Annotated in this window: 23 protein-coding genes and 3 pseudogenes; 19 read left to right on the forward strand and 7 right to left on the reverse strand. The window is 55.2% G+C overall.

Going from position 1 to position 25894, the window contains the following annotated elements; translation table 11 throughout:
• Positions 1-360: 360 nt before the first annotated feature.
• The 10 genes from FHT70_RS15855 (at position 361) to FHT70_RS15900 (ending at position 11377) form a co-directional block, all read left to right on the forward strand.
• Positions 361-2172 carry an ABC transporter ATP-binding protein gene (locus FHT70_RS15855; RefSeq protein ID WP_097601814.1) on the forward strand — a complete coding sequence of 604 codons (1812 nt, stop codon included), beginning with the start codon at positions 361-363 and terminating at the stop codon, positions 2170-2172.
• Entirely contained in the window at positions 2169-2954 is a 786-nt protein-coding gene (locus tag FHT70_RS15860; protein ID WP_097601815.1) for an FkbM family methyltransferase, read from the forward strand. Before FHT70_RS15855 ends, FHT70_RS15860 begins: the two co-directional genes overlap by 4 nt.
• 15 nt (positions 2955-2969) lie before the next feature.
• Entirely contained in the window at positions 2970-3710 is a 741-nt protein-coding gene (locus FHT70_RS15865; RefSeq protein ID WP_183702795.1) for a methyltransferase domain-containing protein, read from the forward strand.
• 76 nt (positions 3711-3786) lie between these two features.
• Positions 3787-4860 (forward strand): hypothetical protein, encoded by a 1074-nt coding sequence (locus FHT70_RS15870; protein ID WP_183702798.1) that lies wholly within the window; start codon positions 3787-3789, stop codon positions 4858-4860.
• 60 nt (positions 4861-4920) lie between these two features.
• Positions 4921-5874 (forward strand): glycosyltransferase family 2 protein, encoded by a 954-nt coding sequence (locus FHT70_RS15875; RefSeq protein ID WP_183702800.1) that lies wholly within the window; start codon positions 4921-4923, stop codon positions 5872-5874.
• Between the two features lie 5 nt (positions 5875-5879).
• The gene (locus tag FHT70_RS15880; RefSeq protein WP_183702802.1) at positions 5880-6839 is read left to right on the forward strand and encodes a glycosyltransferase family A protein; all 960 of its coding nucleotides are present in this window, start codon (positions 5880-5882) and stop codon (positions 6837-6839) included.
• Complete coding sequence (locus FHT70_RS15885; protein ID WP_097601823.1) at positions 6836-7948, forward strand: glycosyltransferase; 1113 nt, start codon at positions 6836-6838, stop codon at positions 7946-7948. The genes FHT70_RS15880 and FHT70_RS15885 overlap by 4 nt, the downstream gene beginning before the upstream one ends.
• Complete coding sequence (locus FHT70_RS15890; protein ID WP_183702805.1) at positions 7948-9063, forward strand: glycosyltransferase family 4 protein; 1116 nt, start codon at positions 7948-7950, stop codon at positions 9061-9063. The genes FHT70_RS15885 and FHT70_RS15890 overlap by 1 nt, the downstream gene beginning before the upstream one ends.
• Positions 9064-9115: 52 nt before the next feature.
• Entirely contained in the window at positions 9116-10231 is a 1116-nt protein-coding gene (locus FHT70_RS15895; protein WP_097601827.1) for a glycosyltransferase family 4 protein, read from the forward strand.
• A gap of 126 nt (positions 10232-10357) precedes the next feature.
• The gene (locus tag FHT70_RS15900) at positions 10358-11377 is read left to right on the forward strand and encodes an NAD-dependent epimerase/dehydratase family protein (protein ID WP_183702808.1); all 1020 of its coding nucleotides are present in this window, start codon (positions 10358-10360) and stop codon (positions 11375-11377) included.
• 494 nt (positions 11378-11871) lie between these two features.
• Here FHT70_RS15900 and FHT70_RS15905 read toward each other — a convergent pair whose 3' ends face one another.
• On the reverse strand, positions 11872-13872 hold the full coding sequence (locus FHT70_RS15905) for an acyltransferase family protein (RefSeq protein ID WP_183702812.1): 2001 nt from the start codon (positions 13870-13872) through the stop codon (positions 11872-11874).
• 231 nt (positions 13873-14103) lie between these two features.
• Positions 14104-14626, reverse strand: a pseudogene (locus FHT70_RS15910) (integrase core domain-containing protein); the annotation flags it as partial.
• A gap of 120 nt (positions 14627-14746) precedes the next feature.
• On the opposite strand from FHT70_RS15910, the gene FHT70_RS30700 reads away from it, so the two are divergent.
• The 4 genes and pseudogenes from FHT70_RS30700 (at position 14747) to FHT70_RS30595 (ending at position 15620) form a co-directional block, all read left to right on the forward strand.
• Entirely contained in the window at positions 14747-14974 is a 228-nt protein-coding gene (locus FHT70_RS30700; protein ID WP_311043967.1) for a transposase, read from the forward strand.
• Positions 14871-15098 (forward strand): hypothetical protein, encoded by a 228-nt coding sequence (locus FHT70_RS30705; protein WP_210282867.1) that lies wholly within the window; start codon positions 14871-14873, stop codon positions 15096-15098. Before FHT70_RS30700 ends, FHT70_RS30705 begins: the two co-directional genes overlap by 104 nt.
• Positions 15099-15110: 12 nt before the next feature.
• Positions 15111-15524, forward strand: a pseudogene (locus FHT70_RS15920) (transposase); the annotation flags it as partial.
• Complete coding sequence (locus FHT70_RS30595; RefSeq protein WP_311043968.1) at positions 15519-15620, forward strand: transposase domain-containing protein; 102 nt, start codon at positions 15519-15521, stop codon at positions 15618-15620. The pseudogene FHT70_RS15920 and the gene FHT70_RS30595, both read left to right, overlap by 6 nt.
• On the opposite strand, the pseudogene FHT70_RS15925 reads toward FHT70_RS30595, so the two are convergent.
• Positions 15604-16037, reverse strand: a pseudogene (locus FHT70_RS15925) (leucine zipper domain-containing protein); the annotation flags it as partial. The gene FHT70_RS30595 and the pseudogene FHT70_RS15925 overlap by 17 nt on opposite strands.
• A 975-nt stretch (positions 16038-17012) precedes the next feature.
• On the opposite strand from FHT70_RS15925, the gene FHT70_RS15930 reads away from it, so the two are divergent.
• Positions 17013-18029: an IS110 family transposase gene (locus FHT70_RS15930; protein WP_183703073.1), complete on the forward strand. Its 1017-nt coding sequence runs from the start codon at positions 17013-17015 to the stop codon at positions 18027-18029.
• A gap of 263 nt (positions 18030-18292) precedes the next feature.
• On the opposite strand, the gene FHT70_RS15935 is transcribed toward FHT70_RS15930, so the two are convergent.
• From FHT70_RS15935 to FHT70_RS15950, 4 genes are all read right to left on the reverse strand, one after another.
• Positions 18293-19482 (reverse strand): IS3 family transposase gene (locus FHT70_RS15935; RefSeq protein ID WP_183702815.1). Its coding sequence is split into 2 segments (ribosomal slippage): positions 18293-19230 and positions 19230-19482, totalling 1191 coding nucleotides; the frame shifts between segments, so codons are not numbered across the junction.
• Positions 19483-19642: 160 nt separating this feature from the next.
• The gene (locus FHT70_RS15940) at positions 19643-21124 is read right to left on the reverse strand and encodes a hypothetical protein (protein WP_183702818.1); all 1482 of its coding nucleotides are present in this window, start codon (positions 21122-21124) and stop codon (positions 19643-19645) included.
• A gap of 4 nt (positions 21125-21128) precedes the next feature.
• Positions 21129-21854, reverse strand: a complete 726-nt coding sequence (locus FHT70_RS15945) for a class I SAM-dependent methyltransferase (RefSeq protein WP_183702821.1) — start codon at positions 21852-21854, stop codon at positions 21129-21131.
• Between the two features lie 6 nt (positions 21855-21860).
• Complete coding sequence (locus FHT70_RS15950) at positions 21861-22322, reverse strand: GtrA family protein (protein ID WP_097601798.1); 462 nt, start codon at positions 22320-22322, stop codon at positions 21861-21863.
• A 98-nt stretch (positions 22323-22420) separates the two neighbouring features.
• Between FHT70_RS15950 and FHT70_RS15955 the strand changes: the two genes are divergently transcribed.
• From FHT70_RS15955 to FHT70_RS15970, 4 genes are all read left to right on the forward strand, one after another.
• Complete coding sequence (locus tag FHT70_RS15955; protein WP_097601800.1) at positions 22421-23329, forward strand: glycosyltransferase family 2 protein; 909 nt, start codon at positions 22421-22423, stop codon at positions 23327-23329.
• Positions 23330-23462: 133 nt separating this feature from the next.
• A complete protein-coding gene (locus FHT70_RS15960) occupies positions 23463-23705 on the forward strand; it encodes a hypothetical protein (RefSeq protein ID WP_097601802.1) in 243 nt (80 codons plus the stop codon).
• Positions 23706-23829: 124 nt separating this feature from the next.
• The gene (gene gmd, locus FHT70_RS15965) at positions 23830-24891 is read left to right on the forward strand and encodes a GDP-mannose 4,6-dehydratase (protein WP_097601804.1); all 1062 of its coding nucleotides are present in this window, start codon (positions 23830-23832) and stop codon (positions 24889-24891) included.
• Positions 24892-25842, forward strand: a complete 951-nt coding sequence (locus FHT70_RS15970; protein ID WP_183702824.1) for a GDP-L-fucose synthase — start codon at positions 24892-24894, stop codon at positions 25840-25842.
• Positions 25843-25894 lie beyond the last annotated feature (52 nt).

The raw sequence follows: 25894 nt of genomic DNA on the forward strand, positions 1-25894 counted from the left end.
TCAATCAGACAACCACCTTCTTGTCATTTTCTGCAACGAGCGCAACTGAAATAATCGGAAATCAAAGCCTTCCGCACCGCTTATCTATCAGAAGTTGCTGCCCTGTAATCTCAGGTCGGGTGCACCAGGATAGACATTTATTGCCGGCCCTTTTCAGCAATAAAAACCACAGCAAATGGCGCGCCGGTGGGCGCTTAACAGCGTTCGATAATTATATCACTATCACGAAATGGACGAGAGGCCGGAGCGACATCGCTCGTATGGATATGGAGCCTTCGTCCTGTAGCGACGACTTATTTGGTTGCTACATGGCACCGTGATTGCTAGTTAGCCTTCCCTGACAACCTGCGAGGCAAATTCTTGGCAGTACTGAGAAAGCTCTATTCGGTATTAGATGCTCGCGAGCGCCTGCGGGCCGCGATGATATTTTCGTTGATGGTAATGTCTGCTTTTCTTGAAGTTGCGGGTGTGGCTAGCATATTGCCATTTATCGGCGTGTTAGCAAACCCTGATATAATTCAAACCAATCATTTTATCTCACTCGCTTATCAAACATTTGCTTTTAAGGACACGCGCACCTTCCTGATCGCATTGGGCGTGGTGATGCTCGTTTTCTTGCTGTTCAGCCTCAGTCTACGTGCATTGACGGTTGTCGCCATACAACGTTTTTCAGTGATGCGAATTCACGCAATATCGATGCGTCTCCTTAAGACCTATATGGCCCAGCCCTATGAATTCTTCCTGGAGAAAAACACATCGAGTTTGTCGAAATCGCTGCTGTCTGAAGTCCAGGAGGTTGCCGGCAACGTTATGCTGCCTGGTATGCGCGCTCTTGCGGGGATAGTCGTTTCCACTGCAATCGTGGTTCTGCTGATTGTTGTCGAGCCAGCGACATCTGGCGTCTTGGCCGGCTCTTTTGGACTGAGCTACATTGCAATCGACGCGTTCACACGGCAACGCGTTAAGTATTCTGGCGAACGACGCCTTAAAGCCAATGATGCCCGGTTCGTTGTTGCCGCAGAGGCGTTGCAAGGCATCAAGGAACTGCGGTTGCTCGGGCGGGAAGAGGAGTATTTGTCTCGATTCGGAGTGCCATCCAAAGCCTATGCCCACCATCAATCAATGACGATGATTACTCGCGAACTTCCGTTCTACTTTATTCAAGCTGTTGCGTTCGGATCCATGCTTGGCGTACTGCTTTATTGGATAGCGCGTGGGGACAGGGTTGACGAAATACTCCCTCTGATGAGCTTCTTCGCTTTTGCCGGCTATCGGCTGCTTCCGGCGTTCCAGGATGTGTTTCGCAGTGTTGGACAGGTGCGATTCGCTCTCCCTGCACTTGATGAGTTGCTGCGCGATCTGTCTCTAAAGCAGAATAGTCTTCCAATAGGCGCTCGGCCGGACCAGCCATTGCCATTCCGAAATGTAGTTCGCTTCGAGAATGTCGATTTTCAATATCAGTCTGCAAAATCGAAGACCGTAAGCAATATTAGTCTGAACATTCCTGTTAATAGTACCGTCGCATTTGTTGGACAAACAGGCGCGGGCAAAAGCACGATTGTTGATCTTTTTCTCGGTCTTACGACGGCGACGTCCGGACGCATAACTGTAGACGGCGTGCCTCTGGACATGCGCAATATCCGCGCATGGCAGTTGAATTTGGGATATGTGCCTCAACAGATCTTTCTCGCAGACAGCACGGTCTTGGCCAATATCGCATTCGGTGTTCCTCGTTCGGAAATTGATAATGAAGCGGCGAAGCGGGCGGCTACGCAGGCGCACATCCATGACTTCATCGTGAACGAACTTCCTAATGGCTACGACACGATCATTGGCGAGCGGGGAACCCGTCTTTCCGGAGGACAGCGGCAGCGCTTGGGCATCGCGCGTGCCTTGTATAGAGACCCTCAAGTGGTTGTCTTTGATGAAGCGACTAGTGCGTTGGATACCCAGACAGAGGCGGCGGTAATGAAAGCGATATCTGAACTCGGGAAGCACAAAACGATTGTCATAATAGCCCATCGCTTGATGACGGTACGCAACTGTGACCAGATCGTCCTTCTGGATCGTGGCCGGCTTGTCGCGCGAGGTTCATACGAAACTTTGCTAGAGAATGAGGAACTCTTTCGAGACCTCGTACAAGCGTCACCGCAAGGAATGCCGCTGCAATGAAATCAGCCGAATATCGCATGATAACACGATTTAAAAAACTCCTTCAGACGCTTCGTTGGCTCACACCGATGGCCGGAGGTCCTGTCGCTGCGGCGCGCACGATTATTCGGCGAAAAAGAAATCCCCTCGGCCTGCTCGAGGTGAAGTATGACGGGAAGCCGCTGTTTTTCAGGGGCATAGACAGCAATGCCATTGTGGAGGTACTCCACGAGCGCGAATATGCATTTCTGGACGCTGATCTGCTGTCTGCCGAGGCGCCATGCGTGCTGGACGTAGGCGCTCATATCGGCACCTTTGCTGCTTGGGCTCTCAAGGTCAATCCTCAAGCTAACATTCTAAGTGTTGAGGCCGATATCCATACCTTCGCCGTGGCGACAAAAAACGCCAGTTCTCGTTATGCGAATTGGCGCGTAGTCAACTTCGCAGCCTCTGGTTCTGACGGAAAGCGGTTACGCTTTTCGACCGCAGGACCTTCGATGAGCCACCGGGTTTCCTCTGAAGGTGATTTGGAAGTCCAAACGATAACGCTTCAAACTCTGATGGACAGTATCGGCAACCGAACGGAGGTAGATATCCTAAAGATCGACATTGAGGGTTCCGAAGAAGATTTCCTGTGTGCAAAGCCGGAATTGCTCGCGTCGGTAAAGTGCCTGGTTATCGAACTCCATCCGGCTATCTGCGATACTGAACGCGTTCGAAAGGCGATTTCCAGTCATTTCAAAATGGTGACCGAGGTGCTGGGCCGTCGATCGGACAAGCCGCTTCTGTTGTGCCGGAAGTAAGAGTTGCGGGGAAACATGCGCGAATTTCAAGACGGAAGTGGCCTCGTTGGGTTTGATATCCCTACCTTTCGGCGCCTGTTGCATATGCTCAAGCGTGCCGGAACCATCAGCACGTTGAGATGCCTTGAATATGAACGCTTGAAGTTCCTGGGCCTTGAGGGATTGGTGTTGGATTTTGGTGGTGGTAGCCGAACCAACTATAGCCAGCACGTCAAAGAATGGATTAAGCCCGGCGCTCCCTTCGAGTACGAGTCCGCAAATATCGACCCTAGCACCGAACCAACGTATCTCGTTGAGCCTGATGGTCCCTTGCCTTGCGCCGATCACCGCTATGATGCCGTCGTGTCGTTCAATACTTTCGAACATGTCTATCAGGGAAAAGAAACGCTGATCAAACTCCAGAGGGTATTAAAGAAGAGCGGACGTCTACATTTTATCGTACCGTTTATCTTTCGAGTTCATGGTCATCCCAGCGACTACATCAGGGGAACGCCAGCTTATTGGCAAACGTTGCTCGACGAGTGCGGCTTCACGCTTATATCCACAACTGCCCTGCTTTGGGGGCCGTACTCGACGGCATGCAGCGTTACCGGGCTGCCTGGCCCCTTCAAGCGCACGCGCACTCGTATTGCCTTAACAATCGACTACCTCCTTGCACGTTGGAAGTTCCGGAAGGATGGAGAAGCTAAGTTCAACCAAGACCATCCCGCTGTTAGATGTGCCCTAGGCTACCTCATCAGTGCGAGAAGGGAGTGAACATTCTGATTAGGATGGAGGCTATCTCCATGCAGATTGGAAACGAGACAATCTTTGGTGGAGCGGAGACGAACGGATGCCGCAAATAATCGAATCCAACGCTGTGCAGATGCTGCTTGTTTCGTTTGGCGGGGTCATCGCATACGGAATTTACAATTTTCGTCCATGGCTTCTTGCTCTCGCCGGCGTGGTCGTGGCGCTCCTGATCCACTTCAGCTTTCTGTTTGATGTCGGCGAAGTTTATAGTTATTCCGACTTCTATAAGAGAGCTTTTTGGTATTTTGGCGATGACGTAACTACTTGTCTGGCAGCGGTTTACATATGGTCGCTCCTTTCTCGTCGCCCCAAGTTGGGATGTGTCTTGGCGACTGCAATCCTCCTCTCGGGGGGGAGAATTGGCATAGTATTGGTGATCATACAGATTGGTTTATTGTATTTCGGGCCGAATTTGCATTATCGCGGTCTCTTCACGACGGTAGCTCTCACAATAGCGACGGCTATACCCGTGTATTATTCTTCCGTCCTCGTTTCGCCGACTATGATTTCGGTTGGAAATGAGGTTGCGTATCAACTTGGCAGCAATAAGACTTGGTTTCAAAAGACAACGAACGGAGCTGATTGCATCGGTGACAATTGCTTTGAATACAAAATCAAAAGGCCCTTGCGCATCCGAATCTATGGTGCCGTCGCGGGGCTGTGGATGACGCTCGACGGCGGCTATCCGGGATCGAGATTCCCCAACACGCCAGAGAAGCTAGCTAACCTCATGACGGAAGCGAATCCTTGGGGGCTAAACGACAGGCTCAACATAACACGGGAAGATTGGCTTATGGTCGGCACTATCCAGTCTCCGTATCTTCAGTTTGGCGCCGGGTATGGTCCCTTCTTTCTGATCGCAGCCATGAGCATAATTGGCCTAATTTGTGTTGTCGGCTTCCGAAACCTGCTCGCGCAGCCCGGAGAATCAGGTTCCGCGTTCGCGATATTCTTCATAGTGAACGCCATATTCAACCAGACCCAGGCCTGGCTATTGCCCGGTCCAATCCTCTTCGTCATGGCGTTGTGCGGAACTAACATGATTGTGCAACCTTTTTTGACCAGCAGGCGGTCTGGCAATCAGGCCCAGCCCGTCGCCGTGGCAAACGGTTAGGCCTATCGACGGCCACCGGGTACCCTACCTCGTATGCTCGGATTCCGAAAGAGTAACCGAATGGCTCCGCTGATCACCATTGGCATCACGTCCTTCAATGCCGAGAGGCATATTGCCGGTGCCATATCTTCGGCCGTTGCTCAGAGTTGGGAGCCACTGGAGATCGTTGTCGTTGATGATAGATCGAGCGACCAGACGTTCGAGTTGGTAGAGCAGATCGCCAAGAAACATCCACAGCTTCGGCTGTTCCGTCAGTCTCATAATTCAGGAGTAGCTGCGGCTCGTAATCGAATAATAGCAGAAGCCAGAGGCGATTTTCTTGCGTTCTTTGATGACGATGATATGAGCGATCCAGAAAGAGTCGCCAAGCAATACCGGCGGATTGTCGAGTATGAAGCCAGAATTCCTGAAAGGGTACCGTTAGTCTGTCACACAGCCAGGAGGCAGATAGCCCGCGATGGCACTGAACGCGTAGAGCGAACGATGGGATGCTCCCAGGAAAGGGAGGCGCCTCATGGTCTGGCCGTTGCGGGGCGGCTCTTGTGGGGCGAGCCGGTCGAGGATGGCTACGGCGCGGTCGCTACGTGCTCTCAGATGGCAAGGACTTCGACTTACATAGAGCTTGGCGGATTTGATCCTGCCTTCCGTAGGTCCGAAGACATGGAATTCTGCGTGCGCGTGGCAAGAGCGGGCGGTCACTTTATTGGGATCGCTGAACCGCTCGTGACCCAGAAGCTGACATACAGCTTCGATAAGTCGCTCGATAAGGAGCTCCATTACAAGCTCCAGGTCATCGACAAGCACGAGACTGCATTCAAAAACAAGGAACACTATCGCTTTTCGAGGGAATGGATGAAAACAAAGTATCTGTGGTTACGAGGCGACCAGCCTGCCTTTATCCGCAAACTGATGATCAGCGCCATAACCCATCCATTTTTGACGTGGTCCCGCCTGTGGTATGCACTGCCGCAGCTTGATAGCAACCGTAGTTTTTCCCTGTTCCATCGCAAGTGACATCCATGCACCAGAGCGAGCGCGTCACCGTTGGCATTACCTGTTACAATGCACGCGACACCATCGGCAAAGCTATCAGGAGCGCCCAGTCGCAGGATTGGCCCGATCTCGAAATCCTCATCGTCGATGATGCGTCAACAGACGGATCGGCCGAGTATGTCGCATCTTTGACTGCTGATGATCCCAGGATCCGCCTCATTAGTCACCGCGAAAATGGGGGCGCTGCCAAGGCAAGAAACACCATCATTGAAGCAGCGACCGGAGACTTCATCGTTTTCTTCGATGATGATGACGAGAGCGCCGCCAAGCGGGTAATGCTGCAGGTTGCCGCGATAAAGTCGTTCGAGGCTTCGAACGGATCTCGGGCGGTTGCGTGCTATGCCGCAGGGGAGCGGATTTATCCCAACGGCCATCTCAAACCCCTTCCCGCTATCGGGTCCACGGGGACCACACCATGCGGAAAGGACGTCGCGGATTATCTCCTCTTTTATAGGCGGAGGCCGGATTACTTTTATGGTTCGGGCACCCCCACATGTGCGCTGATGGCTAGGCGAGAGCTGTTCCTGAAGCTCGGCGGCTTTGACGCGTCGTTAAAGCGCGTTGAGGATATCGATTTCGCCATTCGTCTCGCGCTCGCGGGCGGCTGTTTTATCGGGACGGCCGAAAAGCTGTTCCTGCAGCACTCAACCCAGGGATCCGACAAGTCGCCAGACGCAAATCGCACTGCCGAGATCGCAGTCGCAAAAAAACATCAGGGATATTTGCGGTCTATCGGCAAATATCATTATGCCAGCCATTGGCCGAATCTGAGATATCACCATTTCAAGCGGCAGTACTTTCGGTTCGTTGTCCAGTTCCTCCTTATCTCCACAAGAAATCCTATTCTCGCCACCTCACACCTTTTGGCAACAGGGCCGAAACGCCTTCGTCATGAGAGGCGCATGAATAAAAGGAATATACAATGAGGTTGTTATTTGTCGCCCGCGCGATGCATAAGATGGCTGGTGGTCTTGAGAGGATGATCGTGACCATCATGAACGAGATGGTCCGTCGCGGACACCAAGTGGCCCTTCTGAGCTGGGACCGAGACGATGCGGAAGCTTTTTATCCGATGGCCTCGGAAATAGGCTGGTACAAGCTACACACGGGCGATGCCGCTCGGAAGGCGAATGTTTTGACGCGCTTGCAGCGCGTGCCGAAGATTCGCAGATCCGTTTCCCAGTTCTCTCCGGACGTCATCATTTGTTTTCAAGGCGGCCCGTTTCGGGCTATGCTGTCCTATACAGCCGGAATGGGAATCCCTCTGATCGCGGCCGAACGTACAGCGCCCACGCTTTATGAATATGCCAACAGCGCGTGGAGCAAACGAAAAGAACATTTCAGCTTTCATTTCGCAAAACGCATCACAGTGCAATTCGACCGATATCGGGATTACTACCCGAAGGCTCTTCATGAACTAATCGTCGAGACGCCCAATCCGGTCTCCGAGGCTCATGAATTTGCCGTCGCTGGGGCCGCAAACCGACAGGGCCGCTTCACGCTGCTCTCGGTCGGCCGACTGAGCTATCAAAAGAATTATCACGCTCTGCTGCAGGCCTTCTCAATCGTCGCAGATCGGTTTGTAGACTGGGATCTGAAAATCGTCGGTGAGGGCGAGAACCGGATGTCCCTCCAAGAGATGATCGATAGCAGCCCCAACCTGCGGGGACGCGTATTTCTGACAGGCACGACCTCGGACGTGGCGTCAGTTTATATCTCATCCAATCTGTTCTGCCTGCCGTCCAGGTGGGAAGGTTTTCCAAATGCTCTGGCCGAGGCTCTTGCGCACGGCCTGCCTTCCGTAGGCTATGGCGATTGCGCAGGAGTCTGCGATTTGATACAGCACGGCGGAACAGGTTTGCTGGCTGAGGGGAACGGTTCGCCTGACAGCCTTGCGAAAGCATTGGGCGACTTGATGGCTGATCATGTCCGGCGGGCCGAAATGGGCGGCAATGCACGCCTTTCAATGCGTCGATACCTGCCCTCAGCCTGCTTTGATCGCTGGGAGAATGTCCTGAAGCAAGCGGCCAGTTGATGAAATTTTTGTTTTGCATCAAATCAGTGACCACGCTTGGTGGCGGCGCCGAGCGTGTTTTTGCGGAAGTGGTGAACGGTCTTCACCATCGCGGTCACGACGTCTCGATTCTGACGTTGGATGGTATATCGGCATCTTCCTTTTATCCCCTAAACTTGGAGATAAAACGACATGCGCTAAAGATCCGCGGCTTGATGCCGCTCCCGCTTATCAGGCTGCGGCGACGTATCCGCGAATTGGCTCCCGATGTTGTTCTGGCATTCATGCCATCGAGTTACACACCAATCGCTTTCGCGTTAATGGGATCTGGCCTGCCCATTATAGCCAGCGAGCATAATGTGCCTGCTCGCTACAACGGGACGCCCCTCAAGTGGATGCTGCTCAAATTGTCCGCTCCATTTGTTAAGCGGTTTACAGCTGTTTCAAGCCAGATGAAACAGCTGTATCCGCCCGCGATCCGCGCCAAGATGGACGTGCTACCCAATCCGACCGGGTGGTCTGCTGATCGGCAGGCTGACGTTGTTGGCATGGAGTCGGCGCGTACCCTCCTCGCAGTCGGGCGACTTCATCCGCAGAAGGATCATATGACACTGGTACAAGCCTTCGCCTTGATCGCCAGCGATTTTCCAGAGTGGACATTGAAAATCGTCGGAGATGGCGACGAGAGAGCGGCGATAGAGGCAGAGGTAAAGCGCCTAAGATTATCGGATCGCGTGCTCATCCCTGGCAGCACGCCGGATATCTCCTCCGAATATAGCACAGCGCAGCTCTATGTGATCTCATCTGCCTATGAAAGCCTTGGCCTGGCGACTGTGGAAGCGCTGGCTCACGGACTGCCAGCGATTGGTTTCAGTGACTGCGCTGGTACGAACGAGCTCATCAGAAGCGGAGAAAACGGTCTCCTCGTGGATTCTCTGCCTACAAAAGCGATCGCCCTAGCCGCCGGCTTGCGACAGCTCATGCAGGACGGCGAGCTTCGCCTTCGCCTGTCGAAGCCCGCCAAAGTCGCCCATGCCGGCGCGGCTCTGGAAGAGGTGCTCGACAAATGGGAGGCCATCAGTTTCCAATCGTTCACGGCCTCATCTGGAAAATTGCCGGGCAGCCGCAGATGGTGACCATGTGTAAACTGGCAATCGTTTCAGCCCCTCGGAGTGAATAAGCTTGAAGGTGCTCTTCTTTGTAACCGAGGATTGGTACTTCCATTCTCATCGCCTGCCGCTGGCCGTCGCCGCGAAAGCAAAAGGTTGCGAGGTGGTTGTAGCAACGAGAGTGACGGATCATCGGGATGAAATTGAAAAACAGGGGATTCGCGTTGTGCCTCTGAGGCAGCTTGTCCGGTCAAGCCTGAACCCGTTTCGGGAACTTGGTGCGATCGCGGAGCTCTATTCGGTTGTAGCGCGCGAAAAGCCTGATGTAATTCACAACGTTGCAATGAAGCCGGTCATGTATGGCAGCATCGTCGCCATGTGGACAGGCGTCTCCAGACGAATAAATGCGTTGGGTGGCCTGGGGTTTGTATTTTCATCCCAAAACCTAAAGGCGAGAATTCTAAGGAAATTTATAGTTTCGGTCTTTCGCTACCTGCTCAACAGGAAGGGTACGGCTGTCATTGTCCAGAACAGGGAAGACTTCGACGTCGTGACCCGTGCATGTGCCGTCGATGAGGCTAGAGTCCATCTTATCCACGGCGCCGGCGTCGATTTGGACGTTTATGTGCCCACGCCGTTAGTCACGATTGACCCTATAGTGATGCTTGCATCCCGGATGATCCGGGACAAGGGGATAGGCGAGTTCGTCGAAGCGGCGAAGTTGTTGCGGGCCGAGGGCGTGAATGCACGCTTTGTGCTGGTAGGGAAACCGGATAGCGAAAATCCCGCATCGGTACCTGAAAGCGAATTGGCGCGTTGGGTTTCCGAAGGTGTTGTTGAGTGGTGGGGTCACCGTGAGGATATGCCCCAGACGCTTGCGCAAGCTTCGATCGTTTGTTTGCCGAGCTATTATGGGGAAGGCGTGCCTAAGGTTCTCATCGAGGCCATGGCTTGCGGCCGCCCGATCGTCACCACTGATATGCCCGGATGCCGCGAATTGGTCGTCGATAGCAAAGCTGGGCTGCTGGTCAAACCTCGTGATATCGAGAGCTTGACCGCTGCGCTGAGAGCGCTCTTACTCGACCATGGAAAGTGCGAAGCGCTTGGAGAAGAAGGACGTAAGCTTGCGTCGACAAAGTATTCCCTACCTATAGTCGTCGAGGGGGTGCTGGATCTTTACGGCTTAGCCCCTTGACGCCTGTCAGAGGGCGGTCAAAAGCAAGCAAACGATCAAAGAAGCGGGCCGCTCACCTCGTTCGAAGGGTGAAACCCGTATCTATGTCGAGAAGAAACGGTCGGCAGGGAGCCGAGAAAGGTGGGAATGCGCTACTTCATTACAGGTACTGCCGGCTTTATCGGTTTTCATCTGGCTAGGCGCCTGTTGCAGGAAGGGCATGAGGTGACAGGCTTCGACGGCCTCACTCCTTATTACAACGTCAAGCTCAAAGAGATGCGCCACGCTGCACTCTCTCAGTTTCCTGCCTTCCGGCCTGTCATATCAATGCTTGAGGACCGGCCGGCGCTGGAAGCGGCAGTCTCCGCGGCCGCGCCTGACATCCTGATCCATCTCGCCGCGCAAGCCGGAGTTCGCTACAGCCTGGAAAATCCCGAAGCCTATATACATTCGAATGTCGAAGGCTCCTGGAACATCATGGAAATCGCCCGGCGGGTTGAAGTCCGCCATCTGATGCTGGCCTCGACATCATCGATCTATGGCGCCAACGCGACTGTCCCCTTCCGCGAAACCGACCGTGCCGACGAACCGCTGACCATCTATGCCGCGACGAAGAAATCGATGGAGCTGATGGCACACAGCTATGCCCATCTCCACAAGATTCCGACGACGGCCTTCCGTTTCTTCACCGTCTATGGCCCATGGGGCCGGCCCGATATGGCGCTGTTCAAATTCGCCAAGAACATGCTCGAAGGCCAGCCGATCGAGATCTACGGCGAAGGCAATATGAGCCGTGACTTCACTTATATAGACGATCTCATCGAAGCGATCGTCCGGCTCTCGGCCATTGCTCCGCGCGAAGAGAATCGTTTGGCCGACGCGAGCATCGAAACGCTCTCGCGACAGGCGCCTTTCCGCGTCGTAAATATCGGCGGCGGCCAGCCGGTCAGTCTGATGGATTTTGTCGAAACGGTGGAAAAGGCGCTCGGCCGTCCTGCCATCCGCAAGATGCTGGCCATGCAGAAGGGCGACGTGCCGCGCACCTTCGCCGCCCCTGATCTGCTCGTCGCGCTGACGGGCTACAAGCCGGGCACAACGCTAGATGTCGGCGTCAAAGCCTTCGTCGAATGGTTCTTGGAGGTTCATCAAGAACTTAACAGAATTTAAGTAGCATCCGAAAAATCATCCGTATACAGCTTCGGTGCATCGCTGCGTCTAAAAGCTTGGCATTCTTGCGTGATAACTGGAACCCAATGACTGCATTTCATAACTGGCAATTCCAATACCAACCTGTATCTAAGAAAATGACTTATAAGCGAGACATCTAATCTAGGTGGCCTGCAAGATTATCGCCGCGTTCATTCTGGCGTCATTTGTCTTGGCAATTGTAATCGCCAGCACCATGGGCGACATACGTCGTCAGTCTGGCCGGAGATAAGCGACCGAAAACCGGCCGTTTTCCGCCGATGCAAGGTAATCCTCCTCGTGAATAATGTTGGCTCAAAAGCATAGTGTTCTCGGCAAGACGCTCGTGCGGCCTGCGCAACGGTTCGTCGCGTGGCAGCACAGTACCCGGCAGTACAGGTATTGAAACTAGCGGTGCAAGGTGGGCGAACGCGAGCAGCCTACGACCGCATCTTTTCTGGCGGAGCTACGGGAAGTTATTGTGCTGGGAAGGTCGCAGCATTCTGACCAGAATGAAAAATGCTATCAGCCAGAAAGGGCGCCACAAAGGCCGAACCATCGCGCGATAGATGACTGTCATCGATGTAAAGGCTTTTATCGGCAACTATCACGGGACAAGTGCCATTGCGGCAGAGCACCTCAAAAGGATCCAATACTTTAACATCGGGGTAGTTTCTGGCGAGCTTGGCGATGAAATCCACCTGTGCCTTGCGCAGAGCGAGCGGTTGTGAGGCATCTACTAGGCAGTCGGGGGTGACCCAGGGCAATGACCTTACGCACGCGTGCGGATCGAGTGGCAGTTCCGGAAAATCAAGAATGTAAATGATCCTTTTGTTGGCCAACCTCAGGCGATCGAATGTCACGCGGAATGCTTTCTCGACGGCAGCACGCTCGTCATCTGAAAGGGTGTTAACGAAGCGCCTGCCCGCCAGCACGACCGTCGAGATGTGTGGGTTCCCCACGACTTCGGCCAAAGCAGCATTGATTGCGCCGATGCATTCGGTCGTGCGAAATGGATAGCCGTGGCTATGCATCGGTGCATCAAACACTGGCATGCAGGAGAAGCCGCCGATGTTCAGAAGGTTGCCATTGTGGGCCGACACGAGAGGTGCCAACCCATCGTAGAACGACATGGCATGGGAGTCACCGATCAAAGCCACAGTCGGGGGGCGCTCTTCGGCAAGGTTGCAAAAACGAGATTTGATGTCGGGGTACGTCTTCCGGCAGATAGCGGTTTCAAATCGACCATCGAAAGTGAAATTCCCTGTATTGTTGATGAGCGATGGAGGTCGATAGCGGTCTAGCAATCCAGCATTCACAATAGCCGCTGCGGCAGCAAGGCAGCAGAGGCTGATTGCCAGCGTGCATGAACTGGCCGAAGGGTAGCGCTTGAAAACCACCTTCTGCAGTGGTCGTTCGACGGCTTGATACGTCGCGTAAGCAAGGCCGATGCTGATAGCAACTGCCACGAGTCTGCTGGTAGAGGGCGGAGTGTTGCCGACAACTATCCTAAGATACGAGAGGATCGGCCAGTGCCACAGATACAAGGGATAGCTAATCAAGCCGACCCACACGAACGGTCGGCTCGACAAAAGCTGTTTATTGACGATGTTCTCTGCTCCGGCCGCGATAACACAGACGGTCCCAAAAACAGGCCAGAATGCAGCCCGGCCGGGAAATTGACTTGTGCTGTTCAGCGCGTAGATGACGTACGAAATCATGCCGAACCCGATCAGTGCGAGGATGTGCGGCAGCCCGCGGTGAAGAGAAAGCATCCGCGTTATCCTGCCTTCGGTCGCCGTTAAGACGGCGCCCGCGAGCAACTCCCAGGCGCGGAGATATGGCAGATAAAATGCCTCTTCAGGGCTCGACTTCAATATCTGATGACCCCAACGGTATGATGCAATGGCGAACGCCAACATGAATACAGGGATACCTACCCGGAGCCGCACTGCGTTGACGGACACGATCAGAATTGGGAGAAAAATGTAAAACTGTTCCTCTACCGAAAGAGACCATAAGTGAAGCAGCGGCTTCATGTCGGATGCTCGATCGAAATATCCCGTCTCCGTAAGCAATAGAAAGTTTTGCGCGAAAAAAGTCGACGCGACAATATGCTTGGTCAGCTGATCGATCTCGGGCTTCAGCAGGAGGGTATTCCCTGCTGCCAGCGTGGCAAGTAGAACGACAATCAGTGCTGGAAAAATGCGACGGATCCGCCTTCCGTAAAATTCGAGAAAGCTGAAAGAGCCATTCGCCGTCTGCTTCAGTATGATTTTCGAGATCAAATATCCTGAAATCACGAAAAAGATGTCCACGCCGACAAAGCCGCCGGGCGCAACATTGGGGAAGGCGTGGAAAACGACCACAGAAGTGATCGCGACTGCTCTAAGGCCGTCAATGTCCGGACGATAACCTGGTTCGCCCACTGACAACGTCTTTGTCTTTGTATAATGAGCAGTCGAAAGATCATCCATGCGCAGTCCCTTCGGCTAGAAGCTGATCGTACAAAACCCGCACAAGATCAATCGTCTTTTTTGACGCCAGACCGCGTCTTCAGCGCAAACTCTCAAGCAATCTGGAGGCCACTTATGAATCGAGTGCACTTATGCGGGCGCTCGTCGTTGTACGCAGGCGCATTTGCCCAGGTGGACGGCATGGAAGCCACCATAAACGAAGCAGGTGAGACGTTCATCGATTCGTGTTGGCTAGCTGTGGAGCCTCAACAGGTTGTCCTGGGTAAGAACCTAGGGATTGGTGGATTTGAGTTTAGACTTCCGTGAGGCCTGTACTGATTATAGCGATGAAGCCATCCTGGCAGTTCGCCGGCGCGCAGTGCCGGCGTAGGCCCACTCTCTGAGGGCGGTCTGGATGAAGCGTTCGGCCTTTCCGTTGGTTAGGCGTTTTTGGTCTGGTGCGGACGTGCTTGAGGCCATTGTCGCCACAAGCTTCGACGAATGGCTTTGATGTGTAGCAGGGACCATTGTCGGTCATGACGCGCTCGACCGCGATCCCGAGGCTGGCATAATAGGCCAATGCCACCTTCAATAAGGGCCACGGCGCTTTCTTCGTCTCGTCCGGCAATATCTGTGAGAAAGCGATGCGAGAGGCATCGTCGATAGCCACATGAACGCATTCCCAACCGGCGCCCCAACTCTTGCCTCTGCGCGAACTCTGCCGAGTGCGATCGCCGGTGATGCGGTGGCCGACCTCATGAAACCGGCCGAGCTTCGTAAGCGACAAGCTGACCCCATCTGGCGTCGGTAGCGTTGGTCGCTGTATTTCGGACAGACGATTCACAAACTGTGAGCTTCTATGTCTGCGCCTAGCTCTGGAACTAGAAACTTCCATATGATCGAGGCTGTTCCGGAACGACTTGAGGGCGCCCCCCGGCAATTTCGGCGCCGCTGGTCAGATGATTTTAAAGCGCGGGCTGTGGCTGAGGCAATGGAGCCCGGCGCAAGCGTCTCGGCCATTGCGCATCGCATCGGCATACATCCCTTGCAGCTATTTGGCTGGCGTCGTGATGCTCGTGACGGACAACGATCCTCCTCGCCAGATCGGGCTGGTCAAGGGTGAGCATCCGAAAGCCCACCGCGCAGACTTCTCGGGCATCTTGCATGCCGATGGCTATGCGGGGTTCCGCGAGCTCTACGAGCCAACCAAACCAGACAAACCTGCCGCCATCCAGGAGGCGGCCTGATGGGCGCATGTCCGCCGCAAGTTCTTCGATCTGACCACCAGCCCCGGAACGCACCCGATCGCCGAGGAAACGCTTGTCCGTATCGGCGAACTCTACGACATCGAGAATGCCATCCGCGGAGCGCCGCCGGACAGGCGCAAGACCATCCGCCAGCGCCAGGCCAAACCGAAGATCGAGGCGCTCCGGCGATGGTGGGACAAGATGCTTACGGAACTGCCGCGCTCGAGCAGCACGGCGGAGGCGATCCGCTATGCGATTACCCGCTGGGCGTCGTTTTGCTGCTTCCTCGACGACGGCACCATCGAGATCGACAACAACGCCGCCGAGCGGGCGATCCGGCCGATCGCGCTCGGCCTCAAGAACTGGTTGTTCGCTGGATCGGACAAGGGCGGCGATCGCGCCGCCGCCATTCTGTCGCTGATCGAATCCGCGAAGCTCAACGGTCTCGATCCCAAGGCCTATCTTCGCGATATCCTCACGCGCATCGCCGACCATCGGCTTGTCGCTTACCGAGCTTCTTGATGTCAATATGAATCATCTCGCCGGGAGCCTGGCGTTCATAACGACGCACAGGCTCGCCCGGCTCGATATCCTCGAGGCGGGAGAGGCCTGCGCGCTTGAGTACCCGGCTCACCGTCGCTGCAGATACACCGGTTTCGATCGCGATGTGCTTGCCGGTCAGGCGCTGGCGGCGAAGCGTAATGATGCGCTCCGCCAGCGCCTGACTGGTCTTCCGGGGCATGCATGAGGTCAGGAGGAACGATCGAGCATCGCCTCTCGACCACCGGCCTTGAAACGCTCGACCCAGCGGGCGACGATCTTGGCCGCCACGCCATAGGTCTGTGCTGCGTGAGCCTGGGTCAGATGCCCCTCGATAACAGCAAGGGCCATTTCCTCCCGGCGCAACGGCGTCAGTCGGGCATTCTTATGAATGTTCATTCGCCGCGATTCTTCCGACGAGAGGTGTGGTAGCCCGCTCCGAATGGACGCCCCCCGAAAGCTCACACCTAGCTGCCCGCTCAAGACGGCTTTTCCCGAGATGGAGCTGACGATGCAGCTAATCCGGGAGGCGGCGCAGAAGAGGCCGCTAAGCACCTGGAATCGACTATCTAATCCGGTTACAGCGAGCGTCGTTCAGGATCACCATGTGTGTGCGCTCGCCCTCGAACCCAATGCCGGTGACCACGATACGGTCGCGAGTGATAGAGGCGATTCTAGCTCTTCGCATCCCATACTCTCTGGCATGATCCAATGCAACTTCTGGGTCACAAGGTCCCAGTCTTGGGTTGCGGCGATCAACGCGCTGCCGGCCTCGCCGCCCCTCGCGACCCCCGTCCCAATTGCGGCCGCGATCCCAATCGCTGTCGCGATACCGATCCCCGTCGTATTCGCGATATCCACGCGGTCCCACATAGATCTCGAAATCCTGAGCCTGGGCAACAGCTCCGAAAACCGTGAGGCACACGGAAACTGTGAGAAGTGCTTTCTTTGCGAACATGGCCTTGCGTAGCCTCCAGTTTGTCTTTCATCCCCAATCTTGCCTTTAGGTCCTTGAATAGAATCTGAACGGCCTGTGTAAAGCTTTTCGCAACGCGGGTCTGGTGTCGCATCGGTCGAAGATCACCTTGCGCTGGGTCAAATGACATTATTACTTATGATGTCAGATGGTTAGTTTCGCTCATATGGCGCCAACTTAAAAAATCATGCTCGATTTTAGACCAAGGCAGCCCCAGACGAACAAGCGTAAATGCGGTACCCGACCCACACAGGAGAGTATCCCGGCGGTCGCCTAAATGCTCCGTCTTCTCTTTTTTCAACATGACCTGATGTGGTGGACGGCCTCCGCTCCCGGCATCGCAATGTGCCAAAGTGTGGCTGTCGAAGTCACATAAGGGAGAGCCGTCCACGGAGAAGATTACCACAATTGGTTTGGATATCGCCAAGCATGTATTTCAGGTTCACGGGATCAATGGTGCCGGCGCGACGGTGAGCCGCCGCCGGCTGCGCCGCGACGATGTCGTTGGGTTCTTCAAGGCATTGCCGCCATGCCTGATCGGAATCGACGCATGCGCGACTGGACACCACTGGGCTCGGGTTCTTATGGCGCTGGGTCACGAGGTTCGGCTGATGCCGGCGTCTTACGTCAAGCCATACGTGAAGCGGCAGAAGAACGACGCGACAGATGCCGAGGCGATTTGCGAGGCGGTGACGCGGCCGACGATGCGCTTCGTTCCAGTGAAGAGCGAGGAGCAACAGGGTGTGCTGATGCTGCATCGGGTCCGCGAGCTTTTGATCCGGCAGCGGACAATGCTGGTGAACGCCTTGCGTGGCCACTTGGCGGAGTTCGGCATCGTAACGCGACAGGGCATCGCCGGCGTCGGAATGCTGATCGCGTTGGTCGACGACGATGATCACGATCTCATCCCGCCGCTTGCGCGGTCCGCGCTTCTTCCGCTGATCGGGCAGTTGCGGGAGCTGCACGAGAAGATCAGCGAGCTGGATCGCCAAATTCATGCTTGGCATCGCTCGAACGAACTGAGCCGCCGCCTTGAGACGATCCCTGGAATTGGCCCGATCACTGCCAGCGCAATTGCCGCGACGGTGACCGACGCGTCGCTCTTCAAATCCGGCCGACAATTGGCGGCATGGATAGGCCTGGTGCCGCGGCAGAACTCATCGGGTGGCAAGGACCGCCTCGGAAGGATCAGCAAACAAGGCGATCCCTATCTCCGCCGGCTTCTCGTTGTGGGCGCGCACGCGGTGCTTCGTTTCAGCGGCAAGGCTAAAGTTGCACCGACGCGTTGGGCCGCCGAACTTCTGGTGAAGAAGCCGTGCAACGTCGTCGCTGTTGCTTTGGCCAACAAGATGGCGCGGATCGTCTGGGCGTTGATGACGACGGGCAGGCGCTTTGAGGCGACCGCCGCCCTTTGAATGCTCACAGAGAATGCAGAAATTGGTGAGGTGCTGATGGCGTGATGGCGAACGGTCGAGCCGGGATCGGACAAACCCGATCAGTGGGTGCCGCTTGAAAGCGCGTTGACCTGTCTGGGATCCGATCAGCGGACTACATCAGGGCCAGCGGCATGAACGCGCCGCAATCAAAGGCCGTATACATGCCTGCACCCGACCAATCTGCCGGAAACACCAAACTGCCCCTTGCCACGCGGAGGCCGTCCATACATGCCACTGAACTTTCATCCAGCGGCGATTAGAGCCTCGGCGGTTTTCATTACGCCACTTGGCGCGGTGGGAGCAACCGGCGGAAACGCGTAGCTTTCATCTTGCGCAGCGTTGGAGCCGGTTGCGGCGATGGCTCCGGCATAGCGTGCCGGGGTCTGATATCCGAGCGATGAGTGCGGCCGGGAATGGTTATAATCGTCTGCCCATTCGGCGAGGGCGCTGCGGGCATGATCGAGACCGAAGAACAGGCTTTCGTTCAGCAGCTCGTCGCGCATCCGTCCGTTGAAGGACTCGATATAACCGTTCTGCATGGGCTTTCCCGGTGCGATGTAGTGCCACTCGACCTTGTGCTCCTTTGACCAGGCGAGGATCGCGTTCGACGTGAACTCCGTGCCATGGTCGGAGACAATCATGCCGGGCTTGCCGCGCCGCTCGAGGAGCGCCGTCAATTCGCGAGCAACACGACGGCCGGAGATCGAGGTGTCGGGGATCGCTGCCAGGCATTCGCGCGTCACGTCATCGACGATGTTGAGCACGCGAAATCTTCTTCCGCAGGCGAACTGATCATGGACGAAATCAGGCGACCAGCGGGCATTCGCCTTCGCTTCGACCAGTATCGGCGCACGCGTGCCGACGGCACGCCGTCTGGCTTTCCGCTTGCGAACCGAAAGCCCTTCCTCGCGATACAGCCGATAGATGCGGTTGACGCCGGACGGCTCTCCATCCCGCTTGAGCAGGACGAACAGCCGCCGGTAGCCGAAACGCCGTCGCTCGTTGGCGAGGTCGCGCAGTCTTGCCCGCAGTTCGACCTCCGGCGGTCGGCTCGGCCGATAGCGCACCATCTTCCGATCAGCGGATATGATCTGGCAGGCCCGTCGCTCCGAGAGACCCATGACGGTCTTCAGATGCGCGACGGCGTCACGCTTGGCGGCAGGCCCTACCATTTTTTTGCAAGAAGCTCGCGGAGTGCGGCGGCATCCAGCATCTGCTCGGCGAGCAGCTTCTTCAGCTTGGCGTTCTCTTCTTCGAGAGCCTTCAGACGCTTCGCCTCGGAAACCTCCATGCCGCCGTATTTGGCTTTCCAGTTGTAAAATGTCGCGTCCGAAATTCCGTGCTTGCGGCAGAGCTCGGCCACCTTCGCGCCCGCCTCCTGCTCCTTCAGCACCGCAATAATCTGCTCTTCCGTATATCTCTGCTTCTTCATGCGTCCGTCCTTCAATAGGCCGGACTCTAATCCAATCTGGAGGAAATTACCCGTGGCAGGTCAAACAGTCCGTATCAGATGGCGAAAGACCGTTGAGCCGCTGGCCTGAAACGCTCAATCAGCAAACGCCTCGCGGCGCAACGCCCGCAGGCCTTGGTTCTTATTTTCGGCAGGCAATAACTGGAGCAGAGCCGACCGGCTTGTTGAGAATGGTTGAGATCAGTGTGTAGTAGAATATCTGCTCTTGATTGCGGGTGAGGTCAGGTTTTGACTGCGTCCAATACTGACGCGTAGCAGCATCAACATCGGCCAAACCTAGTTGGATAGCAGTCGAAAGATTTTCATAGTTCGCATTACGTACGGCGTCAGGCTGAACAAAGATATCGAAGATTGCCCCGGCGATAATTAGGAGCGGTAGCAAAAAAACGGTTTGCCTTCGCTGGCCAAAGAAGTCGCAAGCTTTATAGGCCAACCCCGCAAAGATCACAGCCAAGAACAATGAGCCATAACGAGTGTGGAGTTGCCAGAATATGTATCTTCCAGAGAACTGATCGACGAGCCCGTGACCGACCGCCGCGTGCAAAACTGGCATCGACGCCAGCCACACCGCAATTATGGTGAATATGTCCAATACTTCGGTTGTGAGCGCAATGCCAGTTACCCGACTCACGCGGTAGGACATCCGTTCGTATAGGCGGATTCTGCTTGAGGTAAAGGCAACGGCGACAAGAATGACGATAAGCGCCGCGAGATTGGTGACGCCCACGATGCTGGTAAGCTCCTCCCTGGCGAAAATGCAGAGGATATTGGCGCCAACGAACACCAATGTGATGCGGTCGCTGAAAATTGCCGGTCTGACGAGTGCATCGATGCCGAGAAACGTTAGGATAATCAGTGTTGCATTGCTCTGGTGGATAAAGCACAGCAGGAAAATGGCGCCGTAGAAAATGCGAAAGCTTCCCTGCCATCTCCACACACAAGCGACCAAAAGCAAGAAGGCAGATACGCCGCGAGGAGCGAAGTGGAATATATTGAAATAGCTAGGCGCAGAAAGAACAAACTTTAGGGAAAGGAGCGGGTCGCCGACTGTCAGTCGGTCGGCCTTTTGGTAGAACGCAGCAAGGGCCGCACATGCTACCAGAGACGCTGCAACGGCAATCGTTCTCCTTCCGCCGCCTCTACCTGCAGCAACCACAAGGATAGCCAAGTTCACGATGAATACCTGTGTCCACCGAAAAGCTGAAATGAAAGCGTCAGCACCGAAGGCCAGTTCGGAATTTGGCAGGAGTTTGAGCCGGAACAACCCGCCCCAGATAGCAGAAATAAGTGTGTAGTTGCTGATGTAGTTATATCGTAAGATCATCCGGGAAGCGAAGCTCGCTTCAGTATCCCCGGCGTCGTTGATCGAAACGCAGGAGAGGAGGGTGTTATATGTGGATTTGAACGTATCAGGCGCCGCTGCAGTCAAACCTGAGATCACGTAGTATAAATTGTCGTCGTCCAGCCGAAAGGTGGTCAGAAAATTGAGAGTCGCAAAATACGCCGCGAAAGTTAAGAGGCCGAGCGTTAATGCAACTCGGACGAACTTATTTTCGCAGGCGGCGTGGGTGGGGCGGTCCACCTGATCTTGTGCGTGGTTCAACGGACTATTCCGGCCGCTGCAAAACAGCTACGAGACTGAGGCCTGGTCCCGGCAGTATGCTGTCGACTGCGGCTATCAAGGGTATGAGCAGATTAATCAACTTAAGCTGACTGCTTTTGAATGTCTTTGAGAAATTACTTTTGTTGTTTTTCTTGCGCTTGTATACCATGGACCCAATTACGTTGATGTGTCGCAGGAGGCACACCTCGAAACCTGAGGAAGCCGCAAGCGCTCTCAGCATCTTTTCTTCATATCTGCGGTAATGGCCTGAGGCGACATCGATCTGACTGTAGAGGGCTTCCTGCGCGGGTACTTTTATCAACGCATGGCCGCCGGGTTTGAGTTTCGAGTGGACCTTTCTGAGAAATGCCAGGTCATCTTCAAAGTGCTCTACTACGTCCATCATTACGATCGCGTCCGCGCCACCATCCAGTTCTTCCCAGTCGCCCAGCAGGTCGACATCTAAAGTTTCTACATCGGTATATTGAGATTTCAATACACGCAGCAGATCGGGATCGTGATCTACGGCAATGACTTTCGAGGTTTGATCGATATATGTTCCAATCCCGTACCCGGCGCCAGCGGCAAGCTCCACAACCTTGCCTCGCAAATATGGTTTCAGCGCAGAGTAGGTCCATTTGTAATAATTCGGTAGCAGGGCCATTTTGCTCTGTGCAGAAACATATGATGCATTGCTCGCGGTGAAATCGGTCTGGTTTGTGGGCGTCACGTCTGTCTACCTTCTCTCGAGCAGCGGATGATTATCGCCGCGATTCGGACGTGTAAATATGAGATACTTCTGCACCGCGAATTTCGCAGCGAACGAGCATACTAGCGTGATGATTAAAGCGACCGCGTAGTTGGTGCCCAGTTTTGTCAGGAGCAAAAACCCCCAGAACTCCGCAAGACGAAAAAGGCCAGTAGATATAAGAAAGCCAATAAGCTGTCGCTTGATTACCCCGTCGCTCCTGAACACGAACAGGCGGATTGAGACAAAGTTGAGTGCGAAGGCGCAGATGAGACCGATGCCAACCGATGACGTATCCGCTAGCCCAACTATCTCGTGAAGGGCGACCGGCAACCCGAAGGATATCGCGGCGCTGGCCATGGTGGCGAGTCCATAGCGAATCAATTCTTCGAGCCGGCGCCATTGGTGCAGTGCACCCGCCTTTCTCCTGCTTGATCTGCTCGACACCATCGCGTCTCCAATCGCTAACGAAGTCACCGTTAGCAGTTGAGCCTATTATCATCAATCGCTATAGGATGGCGCCCACAGTTTGAGCGAGAGAGAAGACTTTGGAACAGAAGAAGCTCGTCGTGATAGTCCCCGCTTATAATGAAGCGGCATCCATCGATTCTACGGTGCGAGGGCTTCAGACATGTGCCCCCGCATTGCGAGATCTTGGAATCGCCCTTGCCATATTCGTCATCGATGACGGTTCGGGGGATTCGACTGGAGCGATTGCGACGGGCGCTGGGGCAGACAGAGTAATCCGCCACGCAAAAAATCGCGGATTGGGCGCCGCAGTCCGCACCGGCCTTCGAGCCGCCAAGGCAGCCGACAGCGATATCGCTGTTAAGTTCGACGCCGACCTGCAACACGACCCGCTGGATATTGTTGCATTGATTCAGCCGATATTACGTGACGAGGTGGACGTCGTTTACGGCGATCGATTTGAACAAATTTCTTACCGCATGCCTATCGTGAGGCGCATCGGCAACAAGGTGTTCACGTGGCTTATGAGGACTTTGACTCGCTGGGACGTAACAGACAGCCAACCAGGGATATTTGCCGTCAACAGCGAATATCTCGGTGTCTTCCGTTTGCCGGGAGACTACAACTACACCCAACAGATCTTGCTCGACGCCTATCACAAGGGGATGCGGTTCGCTCAAGTCCCCGTTCAATTCAAAGTGAGGAAAACAGGGAAGTCGTTCGTTTCGCTCCGATATCCGGTCAAGGTTCTGCCGCAGTTGGTCATGGTCCTTATCGGGGTTGCTCCACTTAAAATCTTCGGCACAATCGGATTGTTCTTTCTCTTGATTGCTGGCGTGGTTTCGGTGTCGCAATTCACTGATTACCTCCTTTCCGCGGCTTCGAAGCCGATTGAAAATGTGAATCTGGTTCTGGGGTTGCTGTTTTTTGGTCTGCAGTCTTTGTTCTTTGGACTCTTGGCTGCGCTTATCAATGAGAGAAACGGCTAATGACGGTCACCGTTTGCGAGGAGTAATACCGTAGAGGTTCTCGTTGCGTTGTTGCGCTGTAGCGCGCCCGCGCTCGGCCGTGCAGCACAAACAGTGTTCTCGACGCGAACGCCAGGTCGTTGCGGAAGAGCGCATGGCAATTGCCAATCCAGGCCTGTCGAAAGCGGCAGAAGAAGCGCTCGCATGGCTGACTGAAGTGGCAAGCGACAAAAGCCGTCGGCCAGACGCGTCGGCTGCTTCTCTCAATCCGGTGATCTACGCAGAGCTCGCGGCCATCGGACAACCGCTCGACGAGCGCGTTGACATGATGCCGTCATTGAGGCCCGAGCCAGTTGAGGCACACGCGGCGACTTTAGGTCTGAAACGATTTTGTTGACATCGACACGTTGTGTGATTGGATCATGAGCGACATGGAGCTTCCGACTGGTGCAGCCGTTGAGCCTATCCCACTAGATCGCTTTCGGGAATTGATTTCCGTGCATAGAAAGATGACGTGACAAATGGCAAAGACCGCGCTTATTACTGGGGTGACTGGTCAGGACGGTGCCTATCTGGCCGAATTGCTTCTGGACAAAGGCTATATAGTGCACGGCATCAAGCGGAGATCATCGTCTTTCAACACCGGCCGCATCGAGCACATCTATCAGGATCCGCACGAAACTCATCCGCGCTTCATCCTCCACTACGGCGATATGATCGACTCGACCAACCTCCTGCGGATCGTGCAGCAGACACAGCCCGATGAAATCTACAACCTTGCCGCACAAAGCCATGTTGGCGTCAGTTTCGAAACACCGGAATATACAGCCGATGCCGATGGTATCGGGACGTTGAGGTTGCTCGAGGCTATCCGCATCCTGGGTCTTGAGAAAAAAAGCCGGTTCTACCAGGCATCGACATCGGAACTCTATGGTCTCGTGCAGCAAGTGCCACAGAACGAGAAGACGCCGTTTTATCCGCGTTCTCCCTATGCCGCAGCTAAGCTCTATGCCTACTGGATCGTCGTGAATTATCGCGAGGCCTACGGCATGCACGCGTCCAACGGCATTCTGTTCAACCATGAAAGCCCGCTTCGCGGCGAGACCTTCGTCACGCGCAAGATCACCATGGCCGTGGCTGCCATCAGCCTCGGCCTTCAAGACAAGCTGTTCCTTGGAAACCTTGAAGCCCAGCGTGACTGGGGTCATGCGCGCGAATATGTCGAGGGCATGTGGCTCATGCTGCAGCAGGACAAGCCGGAAGACTATGTCTTGGCGACGGGTGAGACGACGCGTGTCCGCCAGTTCGTCGAGTGGGCCTTCGCCGACGTCGGCATCGCTTTGGAATGGAAGGGGTCCGGCGTCGACGAAAAGGGTTATGACTCCGCCTCCGGTAGGTGCCTTGTGGAAATCGATCCGCGGTATTTCCGCCCGACGGAAGTAGACCTTTTGCTTGGCGACCCGACCAAGGCACGTCAGAATCTTGGCTGGCACCACAAGACGCCCGTTCGTGAGCTCGCCGCTGAGATGGTGCGGGAGGATATCAAGCACTGGAAGGCTCAAGGCAGCCGGAAAGAGGTCTGAGTGTACGATCTATCCAACAAGAAGATCTGGGTTGCCGGTCATCGGGGAATGGTCGGCAGTGCTCTCGTGCGAAGGCTCCAATCCGAAGATTGCAGCGTCGTCACGGCCACGCGCGCCGAGGTCGACTTGCAGCGCCAGGGCGAGGTTGAGAAATTTGTTGACGCAAGCCGCCCTGACGCGATTATTCTCGCCGCTGCTAAGGTTGGCGGCATCCTCGCGAATGACAGTTATCCCGCAGAATTCATCTCCGACAATCTGATCATTGAAGCCAACATCTTCGAAGCCGCCCACCGCGGTGGCGTGGACCGGCTTCTCTTTCTGGGCTCAAGCTGCATTTATCCGAAGCTCGCTCCGCAGCCGATTCCCGAAGAGGCTCTGTTGACCGGTCCGCTCGAGCCGACCAACGAATGGTACGCGATCGCCAAGATCGCCGGTATTAAGCTCGCGGAAGCCTATCGCAAGCAATATGGCCGGGACTACATTTCGGCCATGCCGACCAATCTGTATGGCCCCGGCGATAATTTCGACCTGAACTCCAGTCATGTGCTGCCTGCGCTCCTCCGCAAGGCGCATGTGGCGAAACTGCGCAAAGACCCGCAAATTGTCGTCTGGGGCACGGGAACTCCCCGCCGCGAGTTTCTTCACGTCGACGACTGCGCCGACGCCCTGGTGTTTCTGCTCAAAACATATTCGGGCGCGCAGCACGTCAATGTCGGCTCGGGCACCGATCTCGAAATTATCGAGTTGACGCGTCTGGTCTGCCGCGTTGTCGGCTACGAGGGGGAGATCATTCATGATCTTTCGAAGCCCGACGGCACGCCGCGAAAGCTGATGAGCAACAAGAAGCTGCAGGACATGGGCTGGAAACCGCGCATTTCGCTTGAGGACGGCATTAGAGCCACTTACGCTTGGTTTCTGCAGTTCGAAAATGGAGCCGATCCCGCGGCCTGATACTGGGCCGGCGAGGACCGGCATTTTGCTGTTCCTCATCGTAGTTAGCGGC

Source organism: Rhizobium sp. BK049 (genome assembly GCF_014193135.1).
Taxonomy (GTDB): domain Bacteria; phylum Pseudomonadota; class Alphaproteobacteria; order Rhizobiales; family Rhizobiaceae; genus Rhizobium.

Bases quoted from the DNA above. Each gene is read 5' to 3' on its own strand.
- FHT70_RS15860 (WP_097601815.1), top strand. From the start codon at position 2,169: ATGAAATCAGCCGAATATCGCATGATAACACGATTTAAAAAACTCCTT.
- FHT70_RS15865 (WP_183702795.1), top strand. From the start codon at position 2,970: ATGCGCGAATTTCAAGACGGAAGTGGCCTCGTTGGGTTTGATATCCCT.
- FHT70_RS15870 (WP_183702798.1), top strand. From the start codon at position 3,787: ATGCCGCAAATAATCGAATCCAACGCTGTGCAGATGCTGCTTGTTTCG.
- FHT70_RS15875 (WP_183702800.1), top strand. From the start codon at position 4,921: ATGGCTCCGCTGATCACCATTGGCATCACGTCCTTCAATGCCGAGAGG.
- FHT70_RS15880 (WP_183702802.1), top strand. From the start codon at position 5,880: ATGCACCAGAGCGAGCGCGTCACCGTTGGCATTACCTGTTACAATGCA.
- FHT70_RS15885 (WP_097601823.1), top strand. From the start codon at position 6,836: ATGAGGTTGTTATTTGTCGCCCGCGCGATGCATAAGATGGCTGGTGGT.
- FHT70_RS15890 (WP_183702805.1), top strand. From the start codon at position 7,948: ATGAAATTTTTGTTTTGCATCAAATCAGTGACCACGCTTGGTGGCGGC.
- FHT70_RS15900 (WP_183702808.1), top strand. From the start codon at position 10,358: ATGCGCTACTTCATTACAGGTACTGCCGGCTTTATCGGTTTTCATCTG.
- FHT70_RS15905 (WP_183702812.1), bottom strand. From the start codon at position 13,872: ATGGATGATCTTTCGACTGCTCATTATACAAAGACAAAGACGTTGTCA.
- FHT70_RS30700 (WP_311043967.1), top strand. From the start codon at position 14,747: ATGATCGAGGCTGTTCCGGAACGACTTGAGGGCGCCCCCCGGCAATTT.
- FHT70_RS15950 (WP_097601798.1), bottom strand. From the start codon at position 22,322: ATGGTGTCGAGCAGATCAAGCAGGAGAAAGGCGGGTGCACTGCACCAA.
- FHT70_RS15960 (WP_097601802.1), top strand. From the start codon at position 23,463: ATGGCAATTGCCAATCCAGGCCTGTCGAAAGCGGCAGAAGAAGCGCTC.
- gmd (WP_097601804.1), top strand. From the start codon at position 23,830: ATGGCAAAGACCGCGCTTATTACTGGGGTGACTGGTCAGGACGGTGCC.